16 protein-coding genes are annotated in these 20,999 nt (G+C 35.7%); 7 read left to right on the plus strand and 9 right to left on the minus strand.

Translation table 11 applies throughout. From position 1 onward, the window contains the following. Window positions 1–5: 5 nt before the first annotated feature. On the minus strand, window positions 6–1,322 hold the full coding sequence (locus tag ACIGAM_RS10235) for a hydroxymethylglutaryl-CoA reductase, degradative (RefSeq protein ID WP_396511366.1): 1,317 nt from the start codon (window positions 1,320–1,322) through the stop codon (window positions 6–8). Between the two features lie 238 nt (window positions 1,323–1,560). Between ACIGAM_RS10235 and ACIGAM_RS10240 the strand changes: the two genes are divergently transcribed. Genes ACIGAM_RS10240 through ACIGAM_RS10255 form a run of 4 tightly spaced genes read left to right on the plus strand, consistent with a single transcriptional unit; the run spans window position 1,561 to window position 7,654 of the window. Then, complete coding sequence (locus tag ACIGAM_RS10240) at window positions 1,561–3,732, plus strand: S9 family peptidase (protein ID WP_396511367.1); 2,172 nt, start codon at window positions 1,561–1,563, stop codon at window positions 3,730–3,732. A 9-nt stretch (window positions 3,733–3,741) separates the two neighbouring features. Beyond that, complete coding sequence (locus ACIGAM_RS10245; RefSeq protein ID WP_396511368.1) at window positions 3,742–5,307, plus strand: peptide MFS transporter; 1,566 nt, start codon at window positions 3,742–3,744, stop codon at window positions 5,305–5,307. Between the two features lie 16 nt (window positions 5,308–5,323). Continuing rightward, window positions 5,324–7,066 carry a peptide MFS transporter gene (locus ACIGAM_RS10250; protein WP_396511369.1) on the plus strand — a complete coding sequence of 581 codons (1,743 nt, stop codon included), beginning with the start codon at window positions 5,324–5,326 and terminating at the stop codon, window positions 7,064–7,066. Window positions 7,067–7,105: 39 nt separating this feature from the next. After that, window positions 7,106–7,654: a thioredoxin family protein gene (locus ACIGAM_RS10255; protein WP_396511370.1), complete on the plus strand. Its 549-nt coding sequence runs from the start codon at window positions 7,106–7,108 to the stop codon at window positions 7,652–7,654. Window positions 7,655–7,662: 8 nt separating this feature from the next. Here ACIGAM_RS10255 and ACIGAM_RS10260 read toward each other — a convergent pair whose 3' ends face one another. The 4 genes from ACIGAM_RS10260 to surE all read right to left on the minus strand — a co-directional run bounded on the left by ACIGAM_RS10260 (window position 7,663) and on the right by surE (window position 12,273). After that, the gene (locus tag ACIGAM_RS10260; protein ID WP_396511371.1) at window positions 7,663–9,693 is read right to left on the minus strand and encodes a ComEC/Rec2 family competence protein; all 2,031 of its coding nucleotides are present in this window, start codon (window positions 9,691–9,693) and stop codon (window positions 7,663–7,665) included. 61 nt (window positions 9,694–9,754) lie between these two features. After that, window positions 9,755–10,336: a C40 family peptidase gene (locus tag ACIGAM_RS10265; protein ID WP_396511372.1), complete on the minus strand. Its 582-nt coding sequence runs from the start codon at window positions 10,334–10,336 to the stop codon at window positions 9,755–9,757. 5 nt (window positions 10,337–10,341) lie between these two features. Next, window positions 10,342–11,454, minus strand: coding sequence for a lipid-A-disaccharide synthase (gene lpxB, locus ACIGAM_RS10270; protein WP_396511373.1), 1,113 nt, complete (start codon window positions 11,452–11,454; stop codon window positions 10,342–10,344). Between the two features lie 36 nt (window positions 11,455–11,490). Continuing rightward, a complete protein-coding gene (surE, locus tag ACIGAM_RS10275) occupies window positions 11,491–12,273 on the minus strand; it encodes a 5'/3'-nucleotidase SurE (RefSeq protein WP_396511374.1) in 783 nt (260 codons plus the stop codon). Between the two features lie 132 nt (window positions 12,274–12,405). On the opposite strand from surE, the gene ACIGAM_RS10280 reads away from it, so the two are divergent. From ACIGAM_RS10280 to ACIGAM_RS10290, 3 genes are read left to right on the plus strand one after another with little or no spacing between them, the layout of a single operon-like run. Further along, window positions 12,406–14,547: a carboxy terminal-processing peptidase gene (locus tag ACIGAM_RS10280; protein WP_396511375.1), complete on the plus strand. Its 2,142-nt coding sequence runs from the start codon at window positions 12,406–12,408 to the stop codon at window positions 14,545–14,547. A gap of 3 nt (window positions 14,548–14,550) precedes the next feature. Then, window positions 14,551–15,669 (plus strand): ABC transporter permease, encoded by a 1,119-nt coding sequence (locus ACIGAM_RS10285; RefSeq protein WP_396511376.1) that lies wholly within the window; start codon window positions 14,551–14,553, stop codon window positions 15,667–15,669. A gap of 6 nt (window positions 15,670–15,675) precedes the next feature. Continuing rightward, the gene (locus tag ACIGAM_RS10290) at window positions 15,676–16,482 is read left to right on the plus strand and encodes a DNA/RNA non-specific endonuclease (RefSeq protein ID WP_396511377.1); all 807 of its coding nucleotides are present in this window, start codon (window positions 15,676–15,678) and stop codon (window positions 16,480–16,482) included. Between the two features lie 9 nt (window positions 16,483–16,491). On the opposite strand, the gene rodA is transcribed toward ACIGAM_RS10290, so the two are convergent. The 4 genes from rodA to mreC are packed head-to-tail and all read right to left on the minus strand — an operon-like array spanning window position 16,492 to window position 20,984. Further along, a complete protein-coding gene (rodA, locus tag ACIGAM_RS10295) occupies window positions 16,492–17,754 on the minus strand; it encodes a rod shape-determining protein RodA (RefSeq protein ID WP_396511378.1) in 1,263 nt (420 codons plus the stop codon). Next, window positions 17,754–19,667 carry a penicillin-binding protein 2 gene (mrdA, locus tag ACIGAM_RS10300; RefSeq protein ID WP_396511379.1) on the minus strand — a complete coding sequence of 638 codons (1,914 nt, stop codon included), beginning with the start codon at window positions 19,665–19,667 and terminating at the stop codon, window positions 17,754–17,756. Before mrdA ends, rodA begins: the two co-directional genes overlap by 1 nt. Continuing rightward, window positions 19,664–20,170, minus strand: a complete 507-nt coding sequence (locus ACIGAM_RS10305; protein WP_396511380.1) for a rod shape-determining protein MreD — start codon at window positions 20,168–20,170, stop codon at window positions 19,664–19,666. The genes mrdA and ACIGAM_RS10305 overlap by 4 nt, the downstream gene beginning before the upstream one ends. Further along, the gene (gene mreC / locus ACIGAM_RS10310) at window positions 20,160–20,984 is read right to left on the minus strand and encodes a rod shape-determining protein MreC (protein WP_396511381.1); all 825 of its coding nucleotides are present in this window, start codon (window positions 20,982–20,984) and stop codon (window positions 20,160–20,162) included. The genes ACIGAM_RS10305 and mreC overlap by 11 nt, the downstream gene beginning before the upstream one ends. Window positions 20,985–20,999 lie beyond the last annotated feature (15 nt).

Below are 20,999 nucleotides of genomic sequence, written 5' to 3' on the forward strand. Positions count from 1 at the left end.
ATCTATTAGGTACGAGCATTTTTGATAAACAAATCAACTGCGCTATGGGTTACTTTGTGAGTTTTAAAGTGATTTACTGCCTTCGCTTTTTCTGAATTTGTAGCTCCAACTTGATTTAACATATTCATAAGGTGCATCTTCATATGTCCTTTTTGAATGCCGGTTGTGGTGAGTGATTTTATCGCTCCAAAATTTTGAGCCAGACCTGCCACTGCGATAATTTCCATAAGCTGAGGTGCACTCGGGTTGCCCAGCATTTCAAGATTCAGTTTTACAAGCGGATGCAATTTTGTAAGGCCACCTACTGTTCCTAGAGCCAGAGGTATTTCTATCCAGAATCTAAATATTCCATTTTCAACCGTAGCGTGAGTAAGGCTTGAGTAGCTCCCGTTTCTCGCTGCATAGGCGTGAGCACCGGCTTCAATTGCTCTAAAATCATTTCCGGTAGCAAGAACAACAGCGTCAATACCATTCATAATACCTTTGTTATGGGTAACAGCACGGTAGGTTTCTACCTCTGCGATACGTACCGCCTGTATAAATTTTGAGGCAAATACTTCAGGATCTATTCCGTCTGCTTCAGTAAGTTCACTAACTGCACAACAAACTTCAGCACGTACCACACATCCCGGTACATAATTAGAAAGAATGCTCATAATTACAACCATTTCCGCTTTACTTTCGGTAAATGCTAAATGATTATTAAACTCCCGCTGCCAGCTTTCTGCAAGTTGCTCAAGGCACGAATTGATAAAGTTTGCTCCCATTGCATCCAGGGTTTCAAACGTTACATACAACTGATAGTAATTTTCTAAATAATCTGTCTTATTTACAAGATCAATACTGGTAACGCCACCGCCGCGACTTTCCATAGAGGCCGTTAACTCTTTAAGGTCTGCTAATAAAATAGATTCTATATCGTCAAAAAATTCATTTAGTAGTAGGTTTTCTCCTGTATAAGTGAAGTGAACCTGTCCTATTTTTTGAGTGCCTAGTATTTCAGCTTTAAAGCCACCTCGAGACATCCAGAATTTTGCTGCTTTACTTGCCGCTGCAACAACAGAACTTTCTTCAATTGCCATAGGTATAGCAAAGGTTTTGTTATTAATAACAAAATTAGGTGCAACACCTAATGGTAAATAGTAGTTTGAAATTGTGTTTTCTATAAATTCATCGTGCAATTGCTGCAACTGGTTATTAGAATTCCAGTACTGTTTAAGCGTAGCTGCCGCATTAGTAGCGTCTGGTAAAAAATTATCTACAAGCCAGTTTATTTTTTCTTCTTTGCTTAGACGGGAAAATCCTTGTATTGTTTGAGGCATAATCAAGTAAAACTATTGATGAGTAAAGATACTATTTTGGCTCATGTTTGAGCCTTTTATACCTTTTGTTATGCTTTAGTAATGTTTAATTATTTTATGAAGCGAGATTTAATACTTGAAGTTATTATAATGATACTAGTGTATTTAGCTAAAAGACTGCGTATTTAACAACGATAAGCAGGGTTTTTTGATTAATTTTTAGTAAAATTGGCGGTCTATTTTTAAGTTAAATTCCACTATGAATATAAAAAAAGTACTGCTTTTGTTTGTATTAATTGCTACCGCAGCAACTCAAGCACAACAGAAAAATATTAGCGTTGAAGAAATTTATAACGGCACCTTTAGAATGCAATACCTTGATAGGTTGCATCCTATGCAAAATGGTAAAGAATATGCAGTTTTAAATACAGACCGAAAATCAGGTATTAAAACACTAGATGTTTACAGTTATGAAACCGGAGAAAAGGTAAACACAATTATTAATTCAAGTGAGATTGAAGGTTTAGATTATTTTATAGGTTATACCCTAAGTAATGATGAAACTAAAGTATTGCTAAGCACAAACCTTCGTTCTATATACCGTCGTTCTAGTTTAGGTGTTTATTATGTATATGATCTGGAGTCAAAAAAATTGACACAGGTTTCAGATCAACCTATACAGGAGCCTACATTCTCACCAGATGCTTCTAAAGTGGCTTATGGTCTCGACAATAATTTATATGTAAAAGATATAGCTACGGGAGCAACTACGCAGTTAACTACAGATGGTGTAAAGAATAAAATTATTAATGGTGTTACAGACTGGGTTTATGAAGAGGAATTTTCTTTTGTAAGAGCTTTTGACTGGAATGCAGATGGAAATAAGATTGCTTTCATTCGTTTTGATGAGGCCGAAGTTCCTGAATTTAGTATGGATGTTTTTGGGAGTGAATTATATCCTTCAAAGGATACCTTTAAATATCCTAAAGCAGGAGAAAACAACGCTGTAGTAAGTCTTCATATTTATGATTTGGCTACCGCCGAAACTAAAACTATTGACTTAAGCGGTTTTCAAAATTATTACATTCCCAGACTAGAGTGGACGCCAGACGCTAACGTTTTGGCAGTGCAAACTACAAGTCGTAAGCAAAACGATATAAATTTAATTTTTGTAGATGGTGCGTCAGGGAAAGCAAAACTGATACTTTCAGATAAAGATGACGCTTATGTTGATGTAACAGATAATCTTACTTTTTTAGATGATAATGATTTTTTATGGACGAGTGAAAAAGATGGCTGGAACCACATTTATCACTATGACAAAAACGGAAAATTAAAGAGTCAGGTTACAAAAGGAAATTGGGAAGTAACCAGTTATTATGGTTACGATGCAAAAAGTAAACGTGTTTTTTACCAAAGTTCAGAAAACGGTTCTATAAATCGTGGTGTATATTCTGTAAAAATAAATGGAAAGGATAAAAAATCACTTTCAACTAAAGCAGGTACTAATTCTGCAGATTTTAGTACAAATTTTACGTACTATATAAATAGTTTTTCAGATGCTTCAACTCCGTACGTTTTTACATTACACGATGCAAAAGACGGAAAGCTAATACGTAAGATAAAAGACAATCAAGAGCTTAAAGATCAATTTTCTGACTATGTGATTTCTGAAAAAGAATTCTTCACATTAGCTATAAATGGTGAAGAGCTTAATGCATACATGATTAAACCGAAAGATTTTGATGCATCTAAAAAATATCCTGTTTTTATGACACAATACTCTGGGCCTGGTTCTCAAAGTGTGGCTAATAGTTGGGATGGTGGTAATGGCTACTGGTTTCAAATGCTGGCTCAGGAAGGTTATATTGTGGTGTGTGTTGACCCTCGCGGTACCGGTCTTAAAGGGAGAGATTTTAAGAAAATGACTCAAAACGAATTGGGTAAATATGAGGTAGAAGATCAGATTGCTGCCGCAAAGGCATTAGGTAAGCGCGACTACGTTGATGCAAATCGCATAGGAATCTGGGGATGGAGTTATGGCGGCTTTATGGCTTCTAATTGTATTTTTCAGGGAGCCGATACGTTTAAAATGGCAATAGCCGTAGCACCGGTTACCAGCTGGAGATTTTACGATTCTATCTACACAGAACGTTACATGACAACGCCTCAGGACAACGCTAGTGGTTATGATATGAATTCACCATTATCTCACGTAGATAAGTTAAAAGGTAAATTTTTACTGGTACACGGTAGTGCAGATGATAATGTACATGTACAGAATACAATGCGCTTAATTGAAGCATTAGTTCAGGCAAATAAGCAATTTGATTGGGCTATTTATCCAGATAAAAATCACGGTATTTATGGTGGAAATACACGTTTACACCTGTATACAAAGATGACTAATTTTATTAAAGAAAATTTATAAAACAACCTAATGGCACAATCAGCACAGTTTACCAAGCAGAAAGAATTGTTTGGACATCCGGTAGGACTATACATTTTATTTTTCACAGAAATGTGGGAGCGTTTTTCCTATTACGGGATGCGTGCATTGTTGGTACTTTATATGACTGCTTCAACTATTCAGGGAACAGATGCTAGAGGAACAGGGTTAGGGTGGACAGATCAGGAAGCTTTAGCTTTATACGGCTGGTACACCATGCTAGTTTACGTAGCTTCAATACCGGGAGGTATGATTGCAGATAAATTAATAGGTCAGAAAAAGGCTGTTCTCTTAGGTGCTGTGATTTTATGTATAGGTCACGGCGTTCTGGTACTTACAGATGTCTGGGCTTTTTATACCGGTCTGGGTCTTGTAATTGCTGGAGTAGGTTTGTTAAAACCTAATATCTCTACAATGGTAGGTGGCCTATACAGAGAAGGAGATATTAGAAGAGATAAAGGATTTAGCATTTTTTATATAGGTATAAATACAGGTTCACTTATTGCAACTTTAGTCATTGGCTTTGTAGTAGCGGAATATGGATGGCACGCAGGGTTTGGTCTTGCGGGTATTGCTATGGTACTAGGGTTAATTGTGTATTTGTATGGTCAAAAGTATTTAAAAAATGTAGGTAGCTTATTAAAAGCTGAAAGTAAAGAGGACGAGATTTCCTACGGAAAACTTTATGGAGAACTATTTAGATCTCCAATGCAACTTGCAGTTACAGGTATTTTAATAATTCTTTCAATTGTAGGCTGGTATTTTATGGACTGGGGATTTGGTCTTTTATTTTTATTTATAACAGCAATAGCCGCTTTGATGATGATGATTTATAAAGATCTTCCATCACGCATTTTCAAAGATCGTTTTATGGTCTTGTTGCTTTCTTTTATTATGACAATCATATTCTGGGGCGCATTTGAGCAAGCCGGTGGTTTGATGAATTTATACACAGACTCTAAAACAGACCGAATGTTATTTGGATGGGAAGTGCCTACCGTAATGTTTCAAAGTTTAAATGCCGGTTTCATCATCATTTTTGCTACGATAGTAGCTAACTATTGGGCTAAGCGAAAACTTAAAGGAAAAGAAGCTAGCTCAATTTTAAAAATGGCAATGGGTATTATTATAATGGGCTTTGGCTTCTTATTTATGGTTTTTGCTGTTATGGAATTTGAAAAGTCCGGTACGTCTAGTATGCTTTGGTTAGTGTTTGCATATCTGTTTCATACTATAGGAGAACTTTGTATCTCGCCGGTAACGCTTTCTTTTATTACAAAACTCGCACCGGTTAAATATGCTTCGCTACTTATGGGTGTATATTTTGCAGCCACAGGTCTTGGTAATAAAGTTGCAGGTCTTATTGGAGAATCAGCAAGTGAATTTGGTGAATACTCTGTATTCCTGGGTATTTTAATATTTACAAGCGCAATAGGGATTGTATTTATTTTGGCTTTAAAACCATTAAAGAGACTTACCCACGGCGCAGAAGATAATGAGCGAGAGATTTTAGAGCAAGAAGATTATGAACTTGCAAATCCTAAAATCAACAATTAATTAGATTTAGATTACGATGGCTACATCATCTACAGAACAATTTTTCAAAAATCCGGTGTTGGGTCATCCCGCCGGATTATTTGTTTTATTCTTTACTGAAATGTGGGAGCGTTTTTCCTATTACGGAATGCGTGCACTTCTAGTTTTATTTTTAACAGCTTCTCTTTTTGACGAGGGTTGGGCCTGGCCTCGAGAGCACGCACTGGCGTTGTATGGTACCTACACGTCATTAGTTTATCTAACTCCTATTTTAGGAGGTTATATAGCAGATAAAATAATTGGTTATAGGCGAGCGGTTGTAATAGGAGCTTTGTTGATGACCCTGGGTCACGCTGCAATGACGGTAGATACACATTTTGCATTATACCTGGGTTTATTTTTCTTAGTAGTGGGTAACGGCTTTTTTAAACCTACAATGACTTCTATCATTTCTCAGATGTATGAGAACCACGAGCACAAAAAAGATGGTGCTTATACCATTTATTATATGGGTGTAAATGCCGGAGCGTTTCTAGGTATTTTATTATGCGGTTATACCGGTGAACAATGGGGGTGGCATTGGGGCTTCGGTCTTGCTGGTGTTTTTATGTTTGCCGGTATGCTTCAATTTTATTTTGCACAAAACATTTTTGGTGAAGTAGGAAAGAAGCCTGTGAAAAACGATGAGGATGAGGTAAGTCTTGATGCTTCCATAAAATTAAATCCATTTTCGACTATTGATAAAGTATTTATTGCAATAAGCGCTATCATAGGTCTGGTTTGGATTATTAATGACCCAATGTCTAAAATAGGAGGGACTAATGTTTTTGATTTTGAAGTAGGGCCATTATCCGGAAGCAATTTTATGATCTTATTTGCTCTGGTCATATTTTTAATATTATTGGTTTCCAGAATCACTAGATATGCACCTGTAGTACGTGATCGTATGATTGCGGTTTCGATATTTGCCTTTTTCACCATATTTTTCTGGGCTGCTTTTGAGCAGGCTGGAGGATCGATGACCATTTTTGCTAATGATTATACAGATCGTGTTTTAGAAGGTAGTGCGGGTACTATATTCAGAATAGCAAATACGCTAATTACAATAGTTCCATTGTGTGTAATAACCTGGGTTTTATGGATGCTTTTTAAACAAACCTTCGGAAAATATAAACTTGCAAACCTTATACTTGGAGGAAGCTTTGTCATTATATGGGCGTTAGTAATTACAATGCTTTATGAGCAATATACTGCTGAAGCACCAGAAGTACCAGCTTCATGGTTTAGCGTTTTAAATTCACTTTTTATAATAATATTTGCACCATTATTTTCAAAATTATGGGAGAGCAAATACAACCCAAGTGTTGCGGTTAAATATGGCATAGGTCTTATCCTTTTAGGAGTAGGTTTTGCTGCTTTAGCTTATGGTGCAAGTGATATTCCACAAGGTGCAAAAGTTGCAGCAGTTAGCATTATATGGCTTGTACTGGCCTATTTTTTTCATACTATGGGAGAGCTTTGTCTATCGCCGGTAGGATTATCTTATGTGAGTAAGCTGGTTCCCGGAAGAATGATTGCGATGATGTATGGAGTGTGGTATCTTGCAATTGCGATAGGTAATAAACTTGCAGGAAGCAGTGGCGGGATGATAGATCAAATTACGGCAGAGTACTCGCTATCTACATTCTTCTTATTATTTTTCTTTATTCCGGGTGGGGCGGGTGTACTTATTATACTCTTACACCCTTTATTGAAAAAATTAATGCACGGAATTCACTAAAACGGTCTGCTTTTTGAAATTCTCTTTTAAAATGATATTATGCAAAAATTACTAATAGCTGCATTACTTATAGTTTTAGGTTCAACAGCTGTAACTGCTCAAAAAGCAATTAAATGGATGTCTTTCAACGAAGCACTCAAAGCTCAGAAAAATGAACCTCGTAAAATTTTCATGGATGTTTACACAGACTGGTGCGGACCGTGTAAATTATTAGATCAGAACACGTTCCAGAACAAAGATGTAGCAGCATATGTAAATGCAAATTATTATGCAGTAAAATTTAATGCTGAAGGAACAGAATCTATAAAATATCAGGATTTTACTTATACAAATCCTAATTATGATCCTAATAGAAAAGGGCGTAACAGTCAACATTTATTTGCTCATGCCTTAAAAATAAACGCTTATCCTAGTGTAGTCTTTTTTGATGAAAAAGGAAATTTAATTCAACCACTTCCTGGTTATAAAACACCGCAGCAATTAGAGATTTTTTTAAAAATGATTAAGACTGATGCTTATAAACGCATCACAACTGCTGAAGCATGGCAAGAATATCAATCTAAATTTGAAAGTAAATTTAAAGGCTAGTAATGCTATTAATTTATTTTATAAAATCCCATCTCATAGGTATTGTGAAATGGGATTTTCTTTTTTCTACACGTAGCTTCCCAGCGTTGCACATAACTTCTATAATTACTACCGTCAGAAATAATTTTAATTTTAGGAAACTGCTGTATCAATCGGTCAAGATTGATTTTGGGAGATTGGCTTAGGAGAATGTAATCTGGTTTTAAACCTTGAATATTATAAATGCCAAGACTATCAATGCGTAAAATTTTCTTGGAGTTTACCACGTAGAAATCTTTAATTTGTTCATTTTGAATGTTATTTACAAACTGATTTTCTTGAAAATTTTTAACAATATACTCTGATAAATTTTGGTCTTTAGGTAAATAAAACACAAGGTTTTTATTTAAATCTTGTATTGCTAAAAGACTCGAATTGTATTGATGTAATACATAGAAGGAGGTAGATTGTTGTTGCTTTAAAATTATAAGGCAAACAGGAAGTATTAGGAGTGTAACTAAAAATAAACAAATGCGTGAATAGTTGATATTATCTACAAGTCTTCCGAAGGAAAAAATAAGTGTATATCCTATAAATATAAGGAGTATTGAAAAATATATATTAGTAATTAGAAAGGAATCAAACTGAGCAAGGTAACGTATTACCGAATTCAATACGGTTAGCAAAAAATCATACGCTGAAGCTAAAGAGCCAGGGAGCATATTTAAACCAGCAAGAAGGAGTATTATAATACCAAAAATCAGCAGTACACCCAGAACAGGCAGTATTATCATATTTGCCACTAAAAACAGTCCCGGAAACTGATGAAAATAAAAGAGGCTAAGGGGTAAAACGCCTATTTGGGCAGTGATGCTTACTACAATAAGCTGCCAGTAGTATTTTAGAAATTTATTTTTAGGCTGCCACAGCTTTTCGAACTTGGGATACAACCAGATGATAAAAAATACCGCTGCATAACTCAGCTGAAATCCCACTTCATAAATTAAAACCGGGTTAATTAGAATTAATAGAAATGCGGAGATTATTAAAGCATTTAATGAAGCTTGTCGCTGGTTTAGTAATAGGCCTATTTGTATAAAGCTAAACATAGTTGCTGCGCGCAATACAGATGGAGATAGGCCGGTAAATAAAGCAAAAGCCCAGATGAGAGTGATAATTAATATACAGCGTAAAATTCGGCTTGATTTGTAATTGCCTAGTGGCTTCAGTAAGAATTGTATTATAAGCATAAGAATGCCTACGTGTAATCCCGAGACAGCGAGAATATGAATTACTCCAACATTGCTGTAACTTTCTTGCAAATCGCTTGAAAGCTCCTGACGCTGCCCCAGAAGAAGTGCATTAAGTACAGCTCTAGAATCTTTATGGAATTTATACTTAGCTAATTTTTGTTGCAGATAAGATCGGCTTTTAGCCGCATAACCCTTTAGTGTTATTTTCTGGTTTTTGAGACATACCACTTCTTTTGAAGAAGTGGTAATCTGTGCGTAAATATGTTTTCTATTAAGGTATGCTGAATAATCAAATTGATAGGGATTGCGCGCAGGAGTAAGTTTTTCTAGCTTTTGATTTATATAAATCCTATCATCTACCTGTAATTTTGAATGTTTTACTGTACTATCTTTTGTGACGTTTAAAAGTACCAGCCCTGAAGTATAAACAGAATCAGACTGATTTAGGCGTGCTACATATTTTCCGTCATAGAAGCCCGGGTTGAGTTCTTCGGTAATGGTAAGAATGAGATTGTTAGAGTTAGTTGCTGTAGATTCTTGAGTATAATGAGTGTTCTCTTTAAGTGGATCATTGAGCTGAGTGGTCAAAACCCCCAAACACATAAAAAGTACAAAAGCCAAAACACCTGATATAGTATGGCGTGCTTTTTTGAGTTTCAGAATAAAATGTACGGTTGTAAATAGAAGTGCTACTGCTGCAAAAAATAAAAAAAGCGTTTTAGCAGATAATGGGAAATAGGGCTCACACAAAATGCTGGCTAAAAGTCCGGCAAGAAGAATTAGGATGGTAGTATTTATTCCTTTCACAGATTAAATAATCCCAATTTTATAAGAGATTATTTGCAATACTACTCAAAAAATCAATTAGTTACATGTATTTTCGGGCTTCTTTAAAAGCATTGTTCCAATAACCTTCGTTAAGAGAAGATACAATTACGCCTTGCGAAGTAGAAGAGTGTATAAATAAAACTTGCCCGGGTAAAACATCAACAACAAGACCTACGTGGTTTATATGTTTGCTTTTACGACCTGTAACAAAAAAGAGTAAGTCACCGGGGGTTACATTATCTGCGGCAACACGTTCTCCTTCTTCAGCCATTGAACGGCTTACTCTTGGGATTGCTACAGATTCCTGTAAAAATGCAGTGTAAATTAAACCGCTACAGTCCATACCCTTTTCCGAAGTGCCTCCATATTTATAAGGAGTACCTTCAAATTGCCGTGCATTGTTTATGATGTTGTAGCGTAATCTGTTTTCGTCTGCTACTTCAATTTCAGAGAGGTAAATAAAGTCTCGTTTAGTTGCCGGTTTACTTATTATAGGTTTTGTATCCTGCTGAACGTACCGTGTTTTTTTAGTAGGTTTTGCAGTTGTAGTAATACTTTTGTGACTGCTTCCGCAGCTAATAAGTGCTAGACTTAACAATAGGGCAAAAAAGACTCTGATCATAAAGCTTAAGAAATACTGTTAAAAATTAATTTGGCTGTCTTGTCGCTGGCTCCTCTTCCGCCTAAATTCTTCTCTAATTCATAATAAGAATTGAAAAGAGTTTTGCGGTTTTCTTCCTGCAAGATAGAGGTCAACGCCGTTTTTAAAGTTTTAGTATTGAACTCAGATTGAATAAGCTCTTTTACTACCTCTTTATTCATAATTAAATTAACTAAAGATATGTAATTGAGTTTAATAACTCGCTTCGCAATTTCGTAAGAAATTTTACCTCCCTTATAACAAACCACTTCCGGAACTTTAAAAAGAGCAGTTTCTAAAGTTGCAGTTCCTGATGTTACCAGTGCTGCATAAGAAACATCAAGTAGATTATAGGTTTGATTCATTAATAGATGAACCCTATTTTTCTGTAAAAAAGGTTCGTAAAACTCTTGATCCTGACTTGGTGCACCGCCTATTACAAACTGATACTCTTTAAAATCTGGAGTTACACTAAGCATAATCTCGAGCATTTTTTGAATTTCCTGTTTTCGGCTGCCCGGTAAAAGGGCGATTATAGGTCTATCATCTAAATTATTTTGTGTTCTAAAGTCTTGTGGTGAAATAGGGTTTCTAGATATTATCTCATCTATTAAAGGATGTCCTACAAAATGAACTGGGAAATTATGTTTTTCCTCATAGAATTCTTTTTCAAAAGGAAGTATGACATACATCGCATCAACATCTCTTTTAATAGCTTTTATTCTGTTTTCCTTCCAGGCCCAGATTTGTGGCGAAATGTAATAATGATTTTTATAGCCTTTTACACGAGCCCATTGGGCAATGCGCAGATTAAAACCAGGATAATCAACATAGATAATAACGTCAGGATTATAGCTGGCGATATCTTTTTTACAAAATGCGAGGTTTTTAGTAATAGTGCGCAGGTTCATAATTACTTCCAGAAACCCCATAAAGGCTAAATCTCGGTAGTGCTTAACGAGTGTGCCACCTACTTTTTGCATAAGATCACCACCCCAAAATCTAAAATTAGCATTAGTGTCTTCAACTAAAAGTGATTTCATCAGGTTTGCAGCGTGCAAATCACCACTTGCTTCACCGGCTATAATATAATATTTCACGAGATTTTAGTTTAATTAGTTATGCCTATCGGAAACTTAAGAGTTAAAACTCCATTTTTTTAATGTTGCTACAAAATCGTGAGCTGTAAGGTCAAACTGTACTGGTACCACCGAAACATAACCATTAGCTAAAGCCCACTCATCTGTATCTTCTCCTTTATCTTCATTTACAAACTCGCCGCTAAGCCAGTAATAATCTCGGCCCATAGGATTTGTACGCTTGTCAAACTTCTCTTTCCACTGTGCTTTTGCTTGTCTTCCTACTTTAATTCCGCAAATTTCACTGGCTTTAAGTTTTGGAATATTTACATTGAGCACTACACCTTTAGGTAATCCGTTTTTAAGGACTTGTAAGGTTATGCTTTTTACAAAGGTATCGCAATGCGAAAAATCTGCATCTATAGAATAGTCGAGTAATGAAAAGCCAATCGCAGGAATGCCTTCTACGCCGGCTTCTACCGCGGCACTCATTGTACCAGAATAAATCACATTAATCGAGGAGTTTGAACCGTGATTAATACCGCTAACACAAATATCTGGTTTGCGGTGCATAATTTCCTGTACAGCGATCTTTACACAGTCTGCAGGAGTACCCGAGCAACTGTATTCTTTATGGTTTTCGTCTTGAAATTCCTTTACAGGATCACAATAAATAGTGTCATTTACTGTTATAGCGTGACCCATTCCGCTTTGCGGACTGTCAGGGGCTACTACAACGACATCGCCTATTTCTTGCATGATGTTAATAAGTTTGCGAATGCCAGGGGCGGTAATGCCATCGTCGTTGGTAATTAATATTAAGGGTTTTTGCTGAGCCATATAAGTTTTGCTTTCTAGCGCTAAAATACTAAATTACCAAGCCATTGCTAGGGCTAACGTTTAACAAATTATTAGCGTAAACTTAGGGTCGTGGCACGGTTTTTAATGTAGCTTGCTAGTAAAAAGAAGAAAATGCAACGAATTATGATAAAAAATGTGAAGGTTCTGGTTTTAGCATTATTGTTGGGAGCTGCGTCTTGCAGTTTTACAACAAATAATGAAGATCCGGGAAAAGATAAAGTTCTCATTAGCTTGATATCGTATGTTCTGGAAAAGGGCCATTATGATGCTAAAGAATTTAATGATGAGTTTTCTGAACAGGTTTTTAAAGATTTTGTGACAGCACTTGATCCTTTAAAACGCTACTTTCTACAAAGCGATATTAAAGAGTTTGAGGCTTATAAATTTCAGATAGATGATCAGATTCGAAAAGAAGATATTACTTTTTTTGATTTAGCTTACACGCGTTTAAGACAACGTATGGAAGAATCTAAAGAGATTTATGTAGATATTCTCGATAAGCCGTTTGACTACACAGATAACGAGACTATAGATACAGACTATGAAAATCTTGAGTATGCTAAAAATAGGAAAGAGCTTAAGGATCGTTGGAGAAGCCAGTTGAAATTTAGTACGATAGGTGTTTATTACGATCGTATTGAAGAAGAAACTAAAAAAGAAAAAGATTCAACAGGATATAAAGCACTTAGCAATACAGAACTTGAAAAAGAATCTCGCGAGAGTACAAAAAAATCATATATCGAATATTTTGAGTTTACAGATGATTTTGATCGTGAAGATTATTTTTCGGTTTATATAAATTCTATAGTTGAAGAATTTGATCCTCACACCGCTTATTTCGCACCTGTAGACAAAGATCGTTTTGACATGCAGATGAGTGGCCAGTTTCAAGGTATAGGTGCGCGTCTTCAGAAAAAAAGTAACGAAATAAGTATTACTGAAGTTATTTCGGGAGGTCCTGCCTGGAGAGCCGAAGAGCTTGAAGAAGGCGATATTATTCTAAAAGTAAAACAAGAGAAGGAAGAGGTTGCTACCAGCGTTGTGGGTATGAGACTTGATGATGCGGTAGAACTTATTAAAGGCCCTAAAGGTACTGTGGTTACTTTAAACGTAAAGAAAAAAGATGGTACGATAAAAAATATTGCGATTACTCGAGATGTTGTGGAGTTAGAAGAAACTTACGCAAAATCAACTACAGTTGAGAAAAATGATCGCACTTACGGGGTAATCAATTTGCCTAAGTTCTATTTTGATATGCAAAACGCCGAAGAGCGTAATGCAGCCACAGATGTGAAAAAAGAAATCATTAGACTTAATGAAGAAGGAGCAGATGGTCTTGTAATAGATTTGCGTAATAACGGTGGGGGTTCACTTTCTACAGTTGTTGATATCGCCGGTTTATTTATAAAAGAAGGACCTGTAGTACAGGTAAAATCTAATGGTGCTGAAAGTGAAATTTTACAAGATAAAGATCCAGAAATTATCTGGGATAAGCCTTTAGTAATTTTAGTAAATGAGATTTCTGCTTCGGCTAGTGAGATTCTTGCTGCAGCAATGCAAGATTATAAGAGAGCTGTTATTTTAGGTAGTAAGCAAACTTATGGTAAGGGAACCGTACAAAATGTATATGACCTTAATCGCTGGTTGCGCCAGAATGATTTAGGAGATATGGGTGCCTTAAAGATAACTACTCAGAAATTCTATCGTATTAATGGAGGTTCTACTCAACTTGAGGGAGTAAAGAGTGATGTAGTTGTGCCAGACAAGTATAGCTATATTGATATAGGGGAGAAAGATCTTGAGAATCCGTTACCGTGGGATAAAATTGCCGCGGCAGATTATAAAGTATGGGAGGGTTATATAGATTACGATCAAACTATAAACAGCAGTAAAAAGAGAATGGCTCAAAACGAGTACTTAAAACTTGTAGAAGAGAACGCTAAATGGATTAAAAGCAAGCAAGATGATTCAGTATGGCCACTTAATTTTGAAGCTTATAAATCTAAGATGGAAATTAACGTAGCTGAAGCAAAACGTTTTGATGGTTTAAGAGAGTATAACTCTAATCTTACTTTTAAATCACTGCCTTACGAGACTCAATTATTTAAATCAGATTCAACCCTTGCTCAGAAGAGAGAGCGCTGGCATACAGAATTAGCTAAGGACGTTTATATGGAAGAAGCTATTAACGTGTTAGAAGACTTAAAAGTAAATAATATTAGAAGAAGCAAACTGGCTGACGTTAGGGATTAACCTATGGCAGATCATTCAAGTTCTTTATCTCAATTAGCGCTCCAGAAATTTTTAAAAAATTTCTGGGGCGTTTTGAGTTTAATATATATTACGCTTTGTGGTTTAGTGGCTGTTTTTGCCTACTTATTAGCTCCAGATGATACTCAGAATGCAAATCAAATGCATCTTTCAATTCATTCTAAAAAGCCCGGCTTTACAGTTACTATATTAACTATACCCGGACCTAAAAGTGTTGAGGAGAGTTTTGTGAAAACAGGTTTAAATGGTAAGTCAAATACAGATACAGAAATACCTATTTTTAGTTATAAAATTTTAGATAAAGAAGTCGAATATATACCTTATACAGAAGATGGTGTTACCGAGTTGACTAAAGCCATTCCCTTATCAGATTTTAATTTACAGTCTATTAGTAAGTTTGATTTTGAAGATCAGTTTATCAAAAAAAAGACGTATTTATTAGGTACAGATAAATATGGGAGAGATCTTTTGAGTAGAATGCTTATAGGTACGCGTATCTCTTTTAGTATAGGTTTTGTTGCTGTTTTAATTTCCTTAATAATTGGTATTTTCTTAGGAGCAATTGGTGGATACTATGGTGGTAAACTAGATGCATTTATAATGTGGATTATTAATGTAACCTGGTCAATACCAACATTGCTTCTAGTTATTGCAATAACATTAGCCCTTGGAAAAGGTTTTTGGCAGGTTTTTATTGCTGTAGGACTCACAATGTGGGTCGAGGTAGCTCGTGTGGTGAGAGGGCAGGTTTTGAGTGTTAAAGAAGCACAATATGTCACCGCAGCAAGAGCTTTGGGATATAAAAATATGCGTATTCTTTTTAAACATATACTACCGAATATTCTTGCTCCAGTAATTGTTATAAGTGCTGCAAATTTTGCAGGAGCTATTTTGATTGAAAGCGGTTTAAGTTTTCTGGGTATAGGAGCACAGCCACCTATCCCAAGTTGGGGTGCAATGATAAAAGATCACTATAGCTACATCATTTTAGGTAAAGCTTATCTTGCTATAATTCCTGGTCTTGCTATTATGAGTTTAGTAATGGCATTTATGTTAATGGGTAATGCTCTGCGTGATGCACTTGATGTAAAAGGCGTTAATTAAAAAATTATGAATAGAAAGTACACCTATCCCCTTGTCATGATGCTCGCTATTGCTGCGATTTATATAGGTGAAAAATACTTAGAGAAACAAGAGAATACAGAGTTTGTAGCTACTGGCAGAGTTATTAAGGCGGCAGAATTATCTTATTTTTTACCACAATCTGAAGCAAACACTATAGTTCATCACAACTATTACAGTTTAAGCTATAATGAAGAAGCTGAACAGGCAGCCTGGGTTGCTTATACACTTACTAAAGATCAGCTTCGTGGAGAAGACCAGTCAAGACCTTATTTTGATATAGATCCTGCTGTGAGCACAGGAGCTGCAAACTGGCGAAACTATAAGAACAGTGGTTACGATAGGGGGCATTTGTGTCCTGCAGGTGATCGTAAATTCAGTACGCAGGCGTATAATGAAACGTTTTTAACGAGTAATATTAGTCCGCAATTGCACGAGTTTAATAGCGGCATCTGGAATCGTTTAGAGAATCAAGTACGTGATTGGGCTAGGGAATATGATACAATTACTGTGGTTACCGCAGGAGTTTTAAATAATCCGCTAAAAACAATAGGCAGTGAAAGTGTTTTCGTCCCCAGAGCGTTTTATAAAGTGGTTTTGCGCAAAACGAATTCTGGGTATACGTGTGTAGCTTTTTTAATTCCGCATAGCGAAAGCACAAAAAACTTAAACGAATTTGTAATTACACTTGATGCTTTAGAAGCTAGTACAGGAATTGATTTCTTTCCGAAGTTAGACGACTCAATCGAAAAAGCGATGGAACAAAAAACTAATCTCAGTGACTGGCAATTTTAAACGCTTAAACTACCACTGATTGATTCTATCTGAATCGAGTTTCACGAAAATAAATAGCAAAATGGTGAATCCCCAAAGCCCCGAACCTCCATAACTAAAGAATGGTAATGGGATTCCTACGGTAGGGAAAACCCCGGTAACCATACCTATATTAATAATAAAGTGAATAAATAATATACCGGCAATACTGTAACCATAAATACGACTAAACTGACTCTTTTGCCGTTCTGCTAAAATGATTACGCGTAGCATTAAGCTTACAAATAATGCAATTACTAATGTACTTCCTAAAAACCCCCATTCTTCACCTACAGTGCTAAAAATGTAGTCTGTGTGTTGTTCTGGTACAAAATCACCTTTTGTTTGAGTTCCTTTTAAAAAGCCTTTTCCGGTTAGACCACCATTACCAATTGCAATTTCAGATTGATAGGTGTTGTAACCTATGCTTTTCATATCAACATCTTTACCAAGAACCACATTGAAACGATCTCGGTGACGCTGCTCAAAAACATTTTCAAATATATAGTTTACTGAAAAAACAAAGAGAATTGATACAATGGGAAGTATATAAAAAAGACGTTTGCCAAAGCGTTTTTTGCGATTCTTAAATAGTAAGGCAAGGGCTATTAAAACGATACCTAAAATTACCCATAAGGGACCAAATGCCAGCGTAAGTACAAATAAAGCTATAGTAACTGAACCAATAATTAGATAAACCCCAGATAAACCTTCTCTGTAAAGTGGAAAGAAAAAGGCAGCATAAACCAATGCACTACCGGGATCTGGTTGAGGTATAATACAAATAGCAGGTAAAGCAATAATTACAAACGCGCGTAATTGATGCATAAATGACTTAACATCGGTTTGAATATCACTTAAATATTTTGCCAGAGCCAGAGCCGTAGCCGCTTTAGCAAATTCACTGGGTTGAATACCAAAACTTCCAAAAGAATACCAACTTGTAGCTCCTGAAATGTTTTTACCGAATACAAAAAGCCCCAGCAGGGAAACTATGGATACTACGTAGATTATACTCGCAAATCGCTCAAAGAATTTAGCATCGAGCGAAAGAATAAATACAATTATTAGAAGGCTTAAACCTATAAACAGAAGTTGTCTTGTAAATAAATTGTCAAAGCTAAAAAACTCTTTGACACCTGTAGAATCTACAGATGCAGAGTATATATTGAACCAACCTATAGTGACAAGAGCTAGAAATAATGCGATGATTACCCAATCAAAATTGCCATAGGCTTTAGAAAAACTATTCATTAAAGCTCTACTTTTTTGGGTACGCCACTTATTTTCTTACCATCATTAATTGGGAATGGTTTACCACTCAATGGTTTTGCGTATTCATCTTCAAGGCTGTTAGATAGCACATAATCCTCAATATCTTTACGTGTTACCTCACCTTTGATATATTTTTCGATCATTAAACTGGCAATTTTACCGGCGTATCGAGAACCCCAGTATCCATTTTCTACAAAAACAGCAATTGCAATTTTAGGATTATCTTTTGGTGCAAATGCTACAAATATGGAGTGGTCTGTTAATTGAGCTCTGTGCCCGTCTATACGTGTATAATTTTCAGCTGTACCTGTTTTACCGCAAATGTCTATTCCCGGTATTTTAATACCTGCAGCTGTACCGTAATTATAAGCACCAAACATACCTTCAACTACCGGTTCAAAATTAGATGCGTCAATAGTAGTTACATTTTTTGTACGATATTCCTCAGGTATTAGCTCGGTTTGATGTTCTATACTTTTTAAAATATGTGGAGTGTAAAACCAACCTCTATTCGCTATCGCCGCAGTTACATTTGCTAATTGTATAGGAGTTAGACTCACCTCACCCTGACCTATTGAGTTAGAAATCGTTGCTGTGCTAAACCATTTATATTTCGGGAAATCGTATGCTTTATTATAATACTTACTATCAGGTATAAAGCCGGGCTGCCCCGTAGGTAAATCTGTTCCCATATAACCACCAAGGCCAAAACTCTCTAAGTGATTTTTCCATACATCCATACCCTCCTGAGGTGTGTTGTACTTTTCAATAGTTCTGCGATACACATTTGCAAAATACGCATTACACGAATTTGCAATACCAGGTATCATGCTCAACGGACTAGGGTGGTGGTGGCATCCTAATTTTCTACCGTGGGAACCATAATAATAACCTCCGTGACAAGAGAATGCTTCTTCAGAATTTACGACATTTTCCTGAAGAGCTATTAATGCGTTTAGTGTCTTAAAGGGTGATCCCGGGGGATATTGTGCTTGCAAGCCTCTGTCAAAAAGAGGTTTTGCTATAGAGTCGTAGTATAATTTTGTAAAATTTCTTGATCGCTCTCGACCTACAAGTAAAGCTGGATCGAAGTTAGGAGCAGAAATAAGTGCTAGTATTTCGCCAGAAGAAGGCTCGATAGCTACGATTCCACCGCGTTTATTTATCATTAATTCTTCGCCATACCTCTGTAGCTCTGAATCTATAGTAAGCGTTAAATCTTTACCCGGTGAAGGTAGGGTGTCTAGACTTCCATTTTTATAAGGGCCAATGTCTCTGTTAAAACGATCTTTCTGTATATATTTAACTCCTTTTACACCACGTAGTACCTCTTCATATTGTTTTTCAACTCCAGTTCTTCCTTTTAAATCTCCAGATTGATAGTAGGGGTTGTCTTCTATATCTTTATAATTAACCTCAGCGATATAACCTAAAAAATTAGCTCCGTAATCTATTTGATAATCTCTTAGTGATCTTTTTTGAATAAAAAAGCCTTCATACTTACGCATTTTTTCTTGCAGATATGCGTATTCAGATTTAGTAAGTTGAGGGATTACAATAGATGGTAAGCGTGGAGAATAAACGCGGGCTTTTTTAAGCCGGTTTATAAGCATCTCTTTATCCATTTTTAAAAGTCCGCAAAACTCTAAGGTGTCAAAAGGTTTAACCTCACGAGGAATCACCATCACATCATAAGACGGTTGATTACTTACTAAAAGGTTACCACTACGATCATAAATATGGCCACGCTGTGGGTAATCAAAAAATCGTTTAATGGCATTGTTCTCTGAAAGACTAGCGTATGATGTGTCTAAAATTTGTAAATAAAATAGCCTTCCGGTGAGTAAAAAACCAGATATAAGTACAATTGAAAAAAGTAAAATCTTTCTCATTTTCGCTTAAAGCTAAAGAGGGATATAAATATCATACAAAGTAATACACTAAATACACCACTGAACAACGTCTTCTTAAGTATATAGATTATGTCTGAGAAGTTAAAACTTTCGACAAAAAATAATATTAAGTGATGTGTAAATACCAAAATACTTACATAAAGTAATCGTTCTCCAAAATCTGCTTTAGTTACTTTTATAGCATTATACTCATAAGCTATTCCAAAAATAGATTGTAAAATCCACGGTCTCAAATAGGCAATTGTAACACAGGATGCCGCGTGCATACCGCCGCTATTGCTAAACATGTCTAGCGTGAGTCCTAGTATAAAACTTAGAAAAATAAGTAGCGCTCTATTATCACCTATAGGAAACAATAAAATGAATAACACATATGGATAGGGATTTATATATCCTAAAAAATTTATGTTATTAAAAATGGCAACCTGTAGAAGAATTAGTAATACAAATCGCAGAATATTTGTGAATATGCTACTGCTCATCTACGGTCTGTTGTTCTAAGGTTTTTATTTCTTCACCATCTAGGTTCTCAATAACATACACATAACCCACATTTGTCATGTCGTTAAAGAGTTTGATTTTTATCGTATAAAAATTCTCGCTGGGATCAAGTTCAAAGTTATCTATTGTGCCTATACCTATTCCTTCAGGAAAAATTGTTGATTTACCTCCTGTAACAATGGTATCCCCAAGAGCGACCGGGGCTTTAGATTGTACATCTACAAGGTCAACAATATTAGGATTTCCACCTTTCCATACTAAAATGCCAAAATGGTTGCTCTTTTTTAGTTTAGCGTTTATTTGAGAATTACTATTTAAGATGCTTAAGACAGTTGCATATTTATTTGAAACACGGTCAACAATACCTACCAGTCCTTTACTCGTAATAACGCCAAGATCCTGTTTAATTCCTTTTTTTGAACCCCCGCGTAGCGTAAGAAAGTTGTCTTTTAAATTGTAATTGTTATTAATTACCTTGGCTGTAGTGAATCGGTATAAAGAATTAAACGCTAAGGTATCTAGATTTTGTACATTCTTATCTGTAAGATTATAAAGCCTTGAGCGCAGCCTGTTATTTTCTTCTACAAGTTGTGTATTATGAATCTTTAAATCAAAATATTCATAAATATCATCAAGGCCACCATAAATACCACCACTTAAAAAATTTGCCGAATTCACAAATTTACTGCGGTGATATGAGTGTGACTGTATGGTAAAAACGAGAGATAAGAACAGCAAAAAAGCAAATAATAGAAAGTTTCTATGCTTTATTAGAAAATTTACAATTTGCTGCATGAATCAATACCCTAA

It is taken from the genome of Leeuwenhoekiella sp. NPDC079379, assembly GCF_044542075.1.
Classification (GTDB): domain Bacteria; phylum Bacteroidota; class Bacteroidia; order Flavobacteriales; family Flavobacteriaceae; genus Leeuwenhoekiella.

Bases quoted from the DNA above. Each gene is read 5' to 3' on its own strand.
- ACIGAM_RS10290 (WP_396511377.1), top strand. From the start codon at position 15,676: ATGAATAGAAAGTACACCTATCCCCTTGTCATGATGCTCGCTATTGCT.
- ACIGAM_RS10245 (WP_396511368.1), top strand. From the start codon at position 3,742: ATGGCACAATCAGCACAGTTTACCAAGCAGAAAGAATTGTTTGGACAT.
- ACIGAM_RS10305 (WP_396511380.1), bottom strand. From the start codon at position 20,170: ATGAGCAGTAGCATATTCACAAATATTCTGCGATTTGTATTACTAATT.
- ACIGAM_RS10285 (WP_396511376.1), top strand. From the start codon at position 14,551: ATGGCAGATCATTCAAGTTCTTTATCTCAATTAGCGCTCCAGAAATTT.
- ACIGAM_RS10240 (WP_396511367.1), top strand. From the start codon at position 1,561: ATGAATATAAAAAAAGTACTGCTTTTGTTTGTATTAATTGCTACCGCA.
- ACIGAM_RS10250 (WP_396511369.1), top strand. From the start codon at position 5,324: ATGGCTACATCATCTACAGAACAATTTTTCAAAAATCCGGTGTTGGGT.
- mreC (WP_396511381.1), bottom strand. From the start codon at position 20,984: ATGCAGCAAATTGTAAATTTTCTAATAAAGCATAGAAACTTTCTATTA.
- mrdA (WP_396511379.1), bottom strand. From the start codon at position 19,667: ATGAGAAAGATTTTACTTTTTTCAATTGTACTTATATCTGGTTTTTTA.
- ACIGAM_RS10265 (WP_396511372.1), bottom strand. From the start codon at position 10,336: ATGATCAGAGTCTTTTTTGCCCTATTGTTAAGTCTAGCACTTATTAGC.
- ACIGAM_RS10255 (WP_396511370.1), top strand. From the start codon at position 7,106: ATGCAAAAATTACTAATAGCTGCATTACTTATAGTTTTAGGTTCAACA.
- ACIGAM_RS10280 (WP_396511375.1), top strand. From the start codon at position 12,406: ATGCAACGAATTATGATAAAAAATGTGAAGGTTCTGGTTTTAGCATTA.
- rodA (WP_396511378.1), bottom strand. From the start codon at position 17,754: ATGAATAGTTTTTCTAAAGCCTATGGCAATTTTGATTGGGTAATCATC.
- ACIGAM_RS10235 (WP_396511366.1), bottom strand. From the start codon at position 1,322: ATGCCTCAAACAATACAAGGATTTTCCCGTCTAAGCAAAGAAGAAAAA.
- surE (WP_396511374.1), bottom strand. From the start codon at position 12,273: ATGGCTCAGCAAAAACCCTTAATATTAATTACCAACGACGATGGCATT.